General features: G+C 38.4%; 12 protein-coding genes and 1 pseudogene. All 13 read left to right on the top strand.

The window, feature by feature from the left end; all coding sequences use genetic code 11:
* Positions 1-121: 121 nt before the first annotated feature.
* Positions 122-732: pseudogene (locus HT688_RS10070) on the top strand (hypothetical protein).
* Positions 733-848: 116 nt separating this feature from the next.
* Positions 849-1,292, top strand: a complete 444-nt coding sequence (gene tsaE / locus HT688_RS10075) for a tRNA (adenosine(37)-N6)-threonylcarbamoyltransferase complex ATPase subunit type 1 TsaE (protein ID WP_000288246.1) — start codon at positions 849-851, stop codon at positions 1,290-1,292.
* Positions 1,282-1,800, top strand: a complete 519-nt coding sequence (locus HT688_RS10080; protein WP_000455532.1) for a GNAT family N-acetyltransferase — start codon at positions 1,282-1,284, stop codon at positions 1,798-1,800. The genes tsaE and HT688_RS10080 overlap by 11 nt, the downstream gene beginning before the upstream one ends.
* A gap of 7 nt (positions 1,801-1,807) precedes the next feature.
* Complete coding sequence (gene lytR, locus HT688_RS10085; protein ID WP_000239274.1) at positions 1,808-2,824, top strand: glycopolymer--peptidoglycan transferase LytR; 1,017 nt, start codon at positions 1,808-1,810, stop codon at positions 2,822-2,824.
* 83 nt (positions 2,825-2,907) lie between these two features.
* Positions 2,908-4,164: a competence/damage-inducible protein A gene (locus HT688_RS10090; protein WP_000642684.1), complete on the top strand. Its 1,257-nt coding sequence runs from the start codon at positions 2,908-2,910 to the stop codon at positions 4,162-4,164.
* Between the two features lie 54 nt (positions 4,165-4,218).
* A complete protein-coding gene (recA, locus tag HT688_RS10095) occupies positions 4,219-5,385 on the top strand; it encodes a recombinase RecA (protein ID WP_001085465.1) in 1,167 nt (388 codons plus the stop codon).
* Between the two features lie 114 nt (positions 5,386-5,499).
* Positions 5,500-6,870, top strand: a complete 1,371-nt coding sequence (locus tag HT688_RS10100; protein WP_001036247.1) for an MATE family efflux transporter — start codon at positions 5,500-5,502, stop codon at positions 6,868-6,870.
* A gap of 374 nt (positions 6,871-7,244) precedes the next feature.
* Positions 7,245-8,195: an N-acetylmuramoyl-L-alanine amidase family protein gene (locus tag HT688_RS10105; RefSeq protein WP_000401884.1), complete on the top strand. Its 951-nt coding sequence runs from the start codon at positions 7,245-7,247 to the stop codon at positions 8,193-8,195.
* A gap of 370 nt (positions 8,196-8,565) precedes the next feature.
* Positions 8,566-8,910, top strand: a complete 345-nt coding sequence (locus HT688_RS12075) for a helix-turn-helix domain-containing protein (RefSeq protein ID WP_001056000.1) — start codon at positions 8,566-8,568, stop codon at positions 8,908-8,910.
* Positions 8,911-8,922: 12 nt separating this feature from the next.
* Positions 8,923-9,669 carry an ImmA/IrrE family metallo-endopeptidase gene (locus HT688_RS10115; protein ID WP_306345051.1) on the top strand — a complete coding sequence of 249 codons (747 nt, stop codon included), beginning with the start codon at positions 8,923-8,925 and terminating at the stop codon, positions 9,667-9,669.
* Positions 9,662-10,087, top strand: a complete 426-nt coding sequence (locus HT688_RS10120) for a PIN domain-containing protein (protein ID WP_000204075.1) — start codon at positions 9,662-9,664, stop codon at positions 10,085-10,087. The genes HT688_RS10115 and HT688_RS10120 overlap by 8 nt, the downstream gene beginning before the upstream one ends.
* Before the next feature lie 761 nt (positions 10,088-10,848).
* Complete coding sequence (locus HT688_RS10125) at positions 10,849-11,352, top strand: PBECR4 domain-containing protein (RefSeq protein WP_023939144.1); 504 nt, start codon at positions 10,849-10,851, stop codon at positions 11,350-11,352.
* 36 nt (positions 11,353-11,388) lie between these two features.
* Positions 11,389-11,569 (top strand): hypothetical protein (locus tag HT688_RS11550; RefSeq protein WP_205380607.1); only part of this gene is annotated, 181 nt, incomplete at its 3' end.

Raw genomic sequence — 11,569 nt, forward strand, 5'->3', positions numbered from 1 at the left:
TGATTTTCATTGAGTAGTAGTCTCTCATGTTTGTTTAGCGTCTAAAAGAGACATTTGAGAAGATTGAAAACAGTTCTCTCTTTTCTCCTAGTATAATGATTGGTAGGAAGGGAGAGAAAAGATGAAAACAATGAGAATCTTATTTTTGTTAGCTTTAATTCAAATCAGTTTGAGTAGCTGTTTTCTATGGAAGGAATGCATCTTGTCCTTTAAACAAAGTACAGCTTTTTTCATCGGAAGTATGGTCTTCGTTTCAGGAATCTGTGCTGGAGTAAATTATCTTTATACCCGTAAGCAAGAAGTCCATAGTGTCCTAGCCAGTAAGAAGTCAGTGAAGCTTTTTTACAGTATGTTACTCTTAATTAATTTATTAGGAGCTGTCCTTGTCTTGTCAGATAACTTGTTCATTAAAAATACGCTGCAGCAAGAATTAGTTGACTTTTTATTGCCATCCTTTTTCTTTCTATTTGGGCTAGATTTGCTGATTTTTTTACCCTTGAAAAAATACATGCGCGATTTTCTTGCTATGCTAGACAGAAAAAAGACAGTGTTGGTGACTATTTTAGCAACACTTCTCTTTTTAAGAAATCCAATNNTCTTCTGATGTATATTGGACTGGGTTTGTTTTTTGCAGCCTATCTTGTCCCAAATTCGGTCAAGAAGGAAGTTTCCTTTTATGGTCATATTTTCCGAGATCTTGTATTGGTCATTGCTACGCTCATTTTCTTTTAGAGAAAGCTTGTTTTTATGGATGTTATGATGGTAATACTCTTCGAAAATNNTTTTCATTGAGTATAAGTTTAGCAGGAAAATAGACACAAAAGAAAAGTTTTTGGTATAATAAGAGTATGTACACAAAAAATGAAGAAGAGCTACAATCCTTAGGGGAGCGTTTGGGTCATCTATTAGCAAAGAATGATGTTTTAATCTTAACTGGAGAACTGGGTGCAGGTAAAACGACCTTTACTAAAGGACTTGCTAAAGGTTTACAGATTTCTCAAATGATTAAAAGTCCAACCTATACTATCGTAAGAGAGTATGAGGGGCGTCTTCCGCTTTTCCATTTAGATGTTTATCGTATTGAAGGAGATGCGGATTCTATCGACTTGGATGAGTTTCTCTTTGGTGGCGGAGTGACTGTCATCGAGTGGGGAAATCTCTTAGGAGATGCCTTGCCAGATACTTATTTAGAATTGGAAATTCTAAAAGAAGCAGATGGACGTCGTTTAAATTTTCAGGCAAAGGGTTTGCGTGCAGAAAAACTCTTAGAGGAGCTTCAACATGGAGTATGAATTGCTCATTAGGGAAGCAGAGCCTAAAGATGCAGCTGAATTAGTGGCCTTTTTAAATCGTGTAAGTTTGGAGACAGATTTTACCAGCTTAGACGGAGATGGTATTCTCTTGACCAGTGAGGAGATTGAAGTATTCCTCAACAAGCAAGCTAGTTCGGACAATCAGATAACCTTACTTGCATTCTTAAATGATAAAATTGCTGGTATTGTAAATATTACAGCTGACCAGCGCAAGAGAGTCCATCATATTGGAGATCTCTTCATTGTGATTGGAAAAAGATATTGGAATAATGGATTGGGAAGTTTGTTGCTAGAAGAAGCGATAGAGTGGGCACAAGCAAGTGGCATTCTGCGTCGTCTCCAGCTGACTGTCCAAACTCGTAATCAAGCAGCAGTTCATCTGTATCAAAAGCATGGCTTTGTAATTGAAGGTCGCCAAGAGCGTGGAGCATATATAGAAGAAGGGAAATTTATCGATGTTTACTTGATGGGTAAACTGATAGATTAGTAGAAATATGGTTAAAAAAATTATTGGAATGGTGCTAGCTTTACTTTCTGTAACTGTAGTAGGAGCAGGTATTTTTGCTTATACTATTTATCAACAAGGGACAGAAACCTTAGCTAAAACCTATAAAAAAATCGGCGAAGAAACCAAGGTTATTGAAGCGACTGAACCTCTAACCATTCTGTTAATGGGAGTGGACACCGGAAATGCTGAACGAACTGAAACTTGGGTCGGTAGAAGTGATAGCATGATCTTGATGACAGTGAATCCTAAAACGAAAAAAACAACAATGATGAGTTTAGAGCGGGATATTCTGACCCGCATTGAATCAGGGAATGGTCAGGCTCATGAAGCGAAACTGAATTCAGCATATGCAGATGGTGGAGCAGAGCTTGCTATAGAAACCATTCAAAAAATGATGAATATCCATATTGATCGCTATGTGATGGTCAATATGAAAGGGTTACAAAAACTAGTGGATGCAGTAGGTGGTATTACAGTCAATAATACCCTAGGTTTCCCAATTTCTATCAGTGACCAAGAAGAATTTAATACCATTTCTATCGGTGTTGGGGAGCAACATATTGGGGGAGAAGAAGCCCTAGTCTATGCACGAATGCGTTACCAAGATCCTGAGGGGGATTATGGTCGTCAAAAACGTCAACGTGAAGTTATTCAAAAAGTCATGGAAAAAGCTCTCAGTTTAAATAGTGTTGGTCATTATCAAGAGATTCTAAAAGCTTTGAGTGACAATATGCAGACCAATATTGATTTGTCTGCAAAAAGTATCCCTAACTTGCTAGGCTATAAAGATTCATTTAAAACCATTGAAACTCAGCAGTTGCAGGGTGAAGGAGAGATGCTTCAAGGTGTTTCTTACCAGATTGTTTCGAGAGCCCATATGTTGGAAATGCAAAATCTACTCCGACGTTCTTTGGGACAAGAAGAAGTCACTCAGCTTGAAACCAATGCGGTCTTATTTGAAGATTTATTTGGCAGAGCACCTGTTGGTGATGAAGATAATTAACTTTTGATACAAATAAAAAATCAATCGTGGGAAATTTCCTGCGATTTTTTCAAAAAAATACGAATAGATAGGTAGGAGGAAACATGAAAGCAGAAATCATTGCTGTTGGAACAGAGATTTTGACAGGACAGATTGTCAACACTAATGCTCAGTTTTTATCAGAAAAACTAGCAGAGATTGGGGTAGATGTATATTTTCAGACGGCTGTAGGAGACAACGAAGCCCGTCTCTTGTCTTTGCTTGAGATTGCCAGTCAACGTAGCAGTCTGGTGATTTTGACAGGTGGTTTAGGGCCGACTGAGGACGATTTGACCAAACAAACTCTGGCTAAATTTTTAGGGAAAGAATTAGTCTTCGATCCTCAGGCTCAGGAGAAGTTAGATGTCTTTTTCGCCCAGCGACCAGATTATGCCCGAACACCGAATAACGAAAGACAAGCCCAAATTGTAGAAGGAGCGACTCCACTGCCAAACGAAACGGGGCTGGCTGTGGGAGGAATACTAGAAGTAGATGGAGTGACCTACGTTGTCCTTCCTGGTCCGCCAAGTGAATTGAAGCCTATGGTCTTAAACCAACTTCTACCCAAGTTGATGACGGGGAGTAAGCTGTATTCCCGGGTTCTTCGTTTCTTTGGGATTGGCGAGAGCCAGTTGGTGACGATTTTGGCTGATTTAATTGATAATCAGACCGATCCGACCTTGGCACCTTATGCCAAGACAGGAGAGGTAACCTTGCGTCTGTCAACAAAGGCTAGCAGTCAAGAAGAGGCGAATCAAGTGCTGGATATTTTGGAACATCAAATCTTGGATCGCCAGACCTTTGAAGGACTTTCTTTACGAGACCTTTGTTATGGTTATGGGGAAGAGTCCAGTTTAGCCAGCATTGTGGTAGAAGAACTGAAAAAACAAGGGAAAACCATCACGGCTGCAGAGAGTTTGACGGCAGGTCTTTTCCAAGCTAGGGTAGCGGATTTTTCAGGAGCTTCAAGTATATTTAAGGGTGGTTTTGTGACCTATAGCTTGGAGGAAAAATCAAAAATGTTGGATATTCCTGTCAAGGATTTGGAAGAACAGAGTGTGGTATCTGAATTTACAGCACAGAAGATGGCTGAGCAGGCACGAAACAAGACTCAATCTGATTTTGGAATTAGTTTGACTGGAGTGGCAGGGCCAGATAGCCTAGAAGGGCATCCAGCTGGGACAGTCTTCATAGGCTTGGCTCGAGAGCAAGGAACTGAGGTTATCAAGGTCAATATTGGAGGCAGAAGTCGAGCAGATGTACGTCACATTGCTGTTATGCATGCCTTTAACCTAGTTCGCAAGGCTTTATTAAGTGACTAACTTTTGATATAATAGTAGATAGGTCTGAGGATCATTAGAATGTAGGAGAATAGAATGGCGAAAAAACCAAAAAAATTAGAAGAAATTTCAAAAAAATTTGGGGCAGAACGTGAAAAGGCCTTGAATGATGCTCTTAAATTGATTGAGAAAGACTTTGGTAAAGGATCAATCATGCGTTTGGGTGAACGTGCGGAGCAAAAGGTGCAAGTGATGAGCTCAGGTTCTTTAGCTCTTGACATTGCCCTTGGTTCAGGTGGTTATCCTAAGGGACGTATCATCGAAATCTATGGACCAGAGTCATCTGGTAAGACGACGGTTGCCCTTCATGCAGTTGCACAAGCGCAAAAAGAAGGTGGGATTGCAGCCTTTATCGATGCGGAGCATGCCCTTGACCCAGCTTATGCTGCGGCCCTTGGTGTTAACATTGACGAATTGCTCTTGTCACAACCAGACTCAGGAGAGCAAGGTCTTGAAATTGCAGGAAAATTGATTGACTCAGGTGCTGTAGATCTTGTCGTGGTCGACTCAGTTGCGGCTCTTGTACCTCGTGCGGAGATTGATGGAGATATCGGTGATAGCCACGTTGGTTTGCAGGCCCGTATGATGAGTCAGGCCATGCGTAAACTTGGTGCTTCTATCAATAAAACCAAAACAATTGCTATCTTTATCAACCAATTGCGTGAAAAAGTTGGGGTCATGTTTGGAAATCCAGAAACAACACCTGGCGGACGTGCTTTGAAATTCTATGCTTCAGTCCGCTTAGATGTTCGTGGTAACACACAAATTAAGGGAACTGGTGACCAAAAAGAAACCAATGTCGGTAAAGAAACTAAGATTAAGGTTGTAAAAAATAAGGTAGCTCCACCGTTTAAGGAAACCGTAGTTGAAATTATGTACGGAGAAGGAATTTCTAAGACTGGTGAACTCTTGAAGATTGCAAGCGACTTGGATATTATCAAAAAAGCAGGAGCTTGGTATTCTTACAAGGATGAAAAAATCGGTCAGGGTTCTGAGAATTCTAAGAAATATTTGGCAGAGCACCCAGAAATCTTTGATGAAATTGATAAGCAAGTCCGTTCTAAATTTGGCTTGATTGATGGAGAAGAAGCTTCAGAACAAGATACTGAAAACAAAAAAGATGAAGCAGTTCAAGCAGATTCTGTGAATGAAGAAGTGACACTTGACCTAGGCGATGAACTTGAAATCGAAATTGAAGAATAAGCTGTTAAAGTAGTGGAGAAATCCGCTACTTTTTCGATTTTTGATTCAAGATTTCAGATTGACTATAGTTTGCTGTTTCTTGTGGCTCCACTAGAAAGCTGATGTAATAGCCTTATGAATAAAAAACGAACAGTGGACCTGATACATGGTCCGATTCTTCCTTCTCTCTTGAGTTTTGCCTTCCCAATCTTGCTGTCTAATATCTTTCAGCAACTCTATAACACTGCTGATGTCTTGATTGTTGGACGTTTTCTTGGACAAGACTCCTTGGCAGCGGTAGGGGCGACGACAGCGATTTTTGACCTGATTGTAGGTTTTACTCTTGGTGTTGGAAATGGCATGGGGATTGTCATTGCCCGTTATTATGGAGCTCGGAATTTCACTAAAATCAAGGAAGCAGTAGCATCCACCTGGATTTTAGGGGCTCTTTTGAGTGTTGTAGTGATGCTGCTGGGCTTTCTTGGTTTGTATCCTCTTTTACAGTACCTAGATACCCCTGCTGAAATCCTTCCCCAGTCCTATCAATATATTTCTATGATTGTGACTTGTGTCGGTGTCAGCTTTGCCTATAATCTTTTTGCAGGTTTGTTGCAGTCCATTGGGGACAGTCTAGCTGCCCTTGGATTTTTGATTTTTTCTGCTCTGGTTAATGTGGTTCTGGATCTCTATTTTATTACGCAACTGCATCTGGGAGTTCAATCCGCGGGACTTGCTACCATTATTTCGCAAGGTTTATCAGCGGTTCTTTGCTTTTATTATATCTGTAAGAGTGTGCCAGAACTTTTGCCTCAGCGCAAGCATTTCAAATGGGATAAGTCCTTGTACGCAGATCTCTTGGAGCAAGGTTTGGCTATGGGCTTGATGAGTTCAATTGTGTCCATCGGCAGTGTGATTTTACAGTCTTCTGTCAATACCTTTGGCGCAGTGATTATAAGTGCACAAACGGCGGCTCGACGCATTATGGCCTTCGCCCTTCTTCCGATGACTGCTATTTCTGCTTCGATGACGACCTTTGCTTCTCAGAATTTAGGTGCTAAGCGCCCAGACCGTATTGTTCAAGGCCTTCGAATCGGCAGTCGTTTAAGTATATCCTGGGCAGTTTTTGTTTGTGTTTTCCTCTTTTTTGCCAGTCCAGCCTTGGTTTCCTTCTTGGCTAGTTCGACAGATGGTTACTTGATAGAAAATGGAAGTCTCTATCTGCAAATTAGTTCAGCCTTTTATCCCATTTTGAGCCTCTTGTTGATTTATCGCAATTGTTTGCAGGGTTTGGGGCAAAAAATCCTTCCTCTGGTTTCTAGTTTTATCGAACTAATCGGGAAAATCGCTTTTGTGGTCTTGATTATCCCTTGGGCGGGCTATAAGGGAGTTATTCTTTGTGAACCCCTCATCTGGGTTACCATGACCATCCAACTGTACTTCTCACTGTTCCGTCACCCCTTGATAAAAGAAGGTAAGGCCATCTTGGCAACCAAAGTGCTCTCCTAGCTGTATTTGCTAATAAAATCCATTTCCTCTAGTGAAAATCGAAAAAACTTGTGCTGTTATCTTTAGTTTGGTCTTGAAAATAGTTTAACAGACTTTTGACTTCTTTTATATGATATAATAAAGTATAGTATTTATGAAAAGGACATATAGAGACTGTAAAAATATACTTTTGAAAAGCTTTTTAGTCTGGGGTGTTATTGTAGATAGGATGCAGACCTTATCAGTCCTATTTACAGTGTCAAAATAGTGCGTTTTGAAGTTCTATCTACAAGCCCAATCGTGACTAGGATTGTATTCTTTATGAGGTAGAAATAAAGGAGTTTCTAGCTCTGGATTGTAAAAAATAAGTTGTTTTAATTGATAAGGAGTAAAATATGGAAATTGATGTGAGTAAATTAAGAACAGATTTGCCTCAAGTCGGCGTGCAACCATATAGGCAAGTCCATGCCCATTCCACAGGCAACCGTAATTCAACGGTTCAAAATGAGGCTGACTACCATTACAGAAAAGATCCTGAATTGGGCTTCTTTTCTCACGTAGTCGGTAATGGTCGTGTTATGCAGGTAGGACCTGTTGATAATGGTGCCTGGGACGTTGGGGGCGGTTGGAATGCAGAAGGTTATGCACAAGTTGAACTGATTGAAAGCCATGAATCGAAAGAAGAGTTTCTGATTGACTATCGTCTCTATATCGAACTCTTGCGTAATCTAGCAGACGAGGCTGGGATACCTAAAACGCTTGATACTGCTGATTTAGCAGGTATCAAGACACACGAATATTGCACCAATAACCAACCTGACAACAACTCAGATCATGTTGACCCTTATCCTTATCTTGCAAGCTGGGGCATTAGTCGTGAGCAATTCAAGCAGGATATTGAAAACGGCTTGACGATTGAAGCAGGATGGCGACAGAACGATACTGGCACCTGGTATGTACACTCAGATGGTTCTTATCCAAAAGATAAGTTTGAGAAAGTTAATGGTACCTGGTATTACTTTGACGGTTCAGGATATATGCTTGCAGACCGCTGGAAGAAGCACACAGACGGCAACTGGTACTGGTTTGACCAGTCAGGCGAAATGGCGACAGGCTGGAAGAAAATCGCTGAGAAGTGGTACTATTTCGATGGAGAAGGTGCTATGAAAACAGGCTGGATCAAATACAAGGAGACTTGGTACTATCTTGATAGTCAAAATGGGGACATGGTTTCTAATGCCTTTGTCAAATCAAATGATGGCTGGTATTACCTTAAAGAAGATGGCACGATAGCAGAAAAACCAGAATTTACAGTCGAGCCTGAAGGCTTGATAACAGTAAAATAATAATGGAATGTCTTTCAAATCAGAACAGCGCATATTATTAGGTCTTGAAAAAGCTTAATAGTATGCGTTTTCTTGTGGAGATATTTCCTTCAATTTTTGCTACTATATTAAATAAAAATCAAAAAGCAAACTAGAAAGTTATGCTAAAATAAAATCTAAATTTGACAATGTAAATCGAGTCGGATAGCTTTAAGTACTGTTTTGAGGTTGAAGATACGATTTTTGATAGGAACTCATCAAATAGGTTTACTATCATCAATTTTGGATTTTTAAGCAGTATCAATAAATTGCTTCCTTGTTTTGTCATAATTTTTTTATTTAAAAAATTTACTTTATGACAAGAGTGTGCTATTCTTTTTATGAGAGGTGTATGAATATGATAAATGTATGTGATGTTGGAAAAAGAATAAAAGAACTTAGAATATCTTCAAATCTTACTCAAGATAAGATTGCTGAATATTTGTCTTTGAATCAAAGCATGATTGCCAAAATGGAAAAAGGTGAAAGGAATATCACGTCGGATGTTATTGAGAAACTATCTGCCCTGTTTTGCTGTACGGTTGAATATCTTTTGTTTGGCGAACAAGCTGAACAACAGTGTGTAATATCGTTTAGAAAAAATAAAATAGTAGACCAAGATCTTAAAGTTTTAGCGAAAATCAATAAAATTGTATTGAATCAATTTGAGATAGATCAGCTATTGGAGACAAAATAAATGATTGATAAAATGGATTTAAGTAATAAAGCTTCAAATCTTAGAAAAAAGTTGGGAGCTGACGGTGAAGCGCCGATAGATATTTTTAAATTGGTACAAAAGATAGAGAATTTGACGCTGGTATTTTATGGACTCGGAAAGAATATTAGCGGAGTCTGTTATAAAGGAACTCAGTCAAGTCTCATTGTAATCAATTCAGACATGTCATTAGGAAGACAAGGATTTTCTTTAGCACATGAACTGTATCATCTTTATTATGATGAGGTGAAGAAGAGTTCAGTCAGTCTTATCTTGATTGGTGAAGGAGATGAAACTGAAAGAAAAGCGGATCAGTTTGCTTCATATTTTTTAGTTTCCCCATCTTCACTGTATAGGATGGTTGAGGAAATCAGAGAAAATGCTAATAGAACTCATCTTGAAGTAGAAGATATTATAAAATTGGGTCAGTTTTATGGTATCAGTCATAAAGCTATGTTATATAGATTGCGGAATGATGGATACCTTGATGCAGAAGAAATTAAAAATATGGATATTAGTGTTATAGAGACAGCTTCAAGATTAGGCTATGATACAAGTTTATATCGTCCTTTGTCAGAAAGTAAAAAGGAAATGGTATTAGGACACTATATTAAATCGACTGAACAACTTTTAGAAAATAACAGAATTTCGCAAGGGAAGTATGAGGAACTGCTACTAGATGCTTTCAGATATGATATTGTATATGGGCTAGATGAAGAGGGGGAGTTGTCGTTTGACTAGTCGTGTATTTATTGATACAGATTGTATTTCAGCATTTTTATGGGTTGGCACTGAACATCTTTTAGAAAAGCTCTATTCGGGTAAAATTGTTATTCCACAAGAGGTGTATGATGAAATCAATATACCTACAATCCCCCATTTAAAATCTAGGATAGACCAGTTAGTAGCTAAGGGTTCAGCTGAGATTGTGAGCATAGACATTGGAACTGAAGAATACGCATTATATAGAAATTTAACAAGAAATCATGATAGTAACAAGGTTATTGGTAAGGGAGAAGCGGCTTCTATTTCCTTAGCGAAAAAGCATAACGGGATATTAGGAAGTAATAACCTAAGAGATGTTCAACCATATGTAGAAGAATTTTCTTTAGAACATATGACGACAGGAGATATACTGATTGAAGCGTTTAAAGCGTAATTTATTACTGAACAAGAGGGCAATCATATCTGGAATAATATGCTTAAAAAGAGAAGAAAAATTGGTGCAAATTCATTTTCAGACTATCTTCGTGGAAGTGTTCATCAAAATAGACAAAAATAAATTTGGATAAATCGAACTTACTATTCAGGAGGAATATGAGCAATTCGAAGAAGAAAAGTGTCAAATTGAGCCTATAAGAGTAGAAATGACCTACATAGGGGATGAGAGAAAAGTTGTCCTTGAAGTTTCCTTGAACGATTAGTCGCATGTCAAACGATATGTAGGGTAATGTGAGAAGGGATAGCGAGTAGTTTTTGGTTATTTTATCAAAAAACTTGTATTTTATCATACTGAATGATAAAATACAAGAAAAATAGTAGAATAAAGGAAAGCTTTTCTAAAATGTGTATCTCCCCACAGGATTCGTTCTTGTGGGATTTTTTTCGTTAAAGAAAGCGATAAATATTGACTTTTTGAAAGAAAGATGTCATAATTAAGTTGGAAAAAACGTAAAAGTATCACTTTTCTCGTTATCCCGACTCCCAAAACGTCGTTAAACCGCTCGGCAATCCATGGAGACATGGACACATAGTAGTAAGCACGCTATGTGGCTTGGCAGAGCTAAAAACTGTTCCCTTGCGATAAGCCTAATAAGCACAACATAGGGAGTTAGAGAAGCCGACTCTAATCATCCACTTTGGGCAGTAGTGAGAACTGCCCCGTGCTTTTTTTATTTTGAGAAAATATGGAGTTTGTCGTTGAAATTACTTGATTGTATTTTAGATTATCAAGAGAAATTCGATGGAAAAACATGTCAAGTATCAACGAATTATAAGCATTTAGAGACTTTCGAAGTAGATTTTTGCTTGACTGATTTACATCACTTATTTGGCTTGCACAAAATCACACGAGATTATGCTAGTCAAACAATACCTGCTATTCAAGCTGGTGTTTTTATTTTGGAAGATTTTAGAAATCATCCTATGTACAATGATGTAATCGAAAGGATATCTTTGTATAGTTTTATCGGTGATATCTTCTATTCTAAGATAACAAGTTGTTGTATCCTAGCCAAAGATTTATCTAAAAACACTATGAAGTTGGACGTCATATTTTTTGAAGATAGAAACAAAAGATCCGCAATTTTAGGTTTACGAAGAGATAAAAGTGGAATGTTTAAACCGGTTACTCTACATTTTACAAGCGCTAAGAAATATGCTAAAGTTCGTAAAACAGATGTGAAAGAAATTCAATGGTTATAAAAAACTTTTCGCAGGCTTCGGCTTGCGTTTTTTTGTTTGATAAAATTAAAAAAATGTGCAAAAATAAGTAGAATTGAAAACAGGAAAAAACACCTCCTTTCGATTCGCCAAGCCTCTTCGCAAGGCAATGAGGGGGCGGAGAGACGCGCTCGTCAACAGAAGTATCTCATTGGAAATGTTGCTCACTTTTTTAGTGAGCTTTTTATTATGGCTTCAA

Origin of the sequence: Streptococcus sp. 1559 (assembly GCF_013276735.1) — a bacterium.
Taxonomy (GTDB): Bacteria; Bacillota; Bacilli; order Lactobacillales; family Streptococcaceae; genus Streptococcus; species Streptococcus pseudopneumoniae.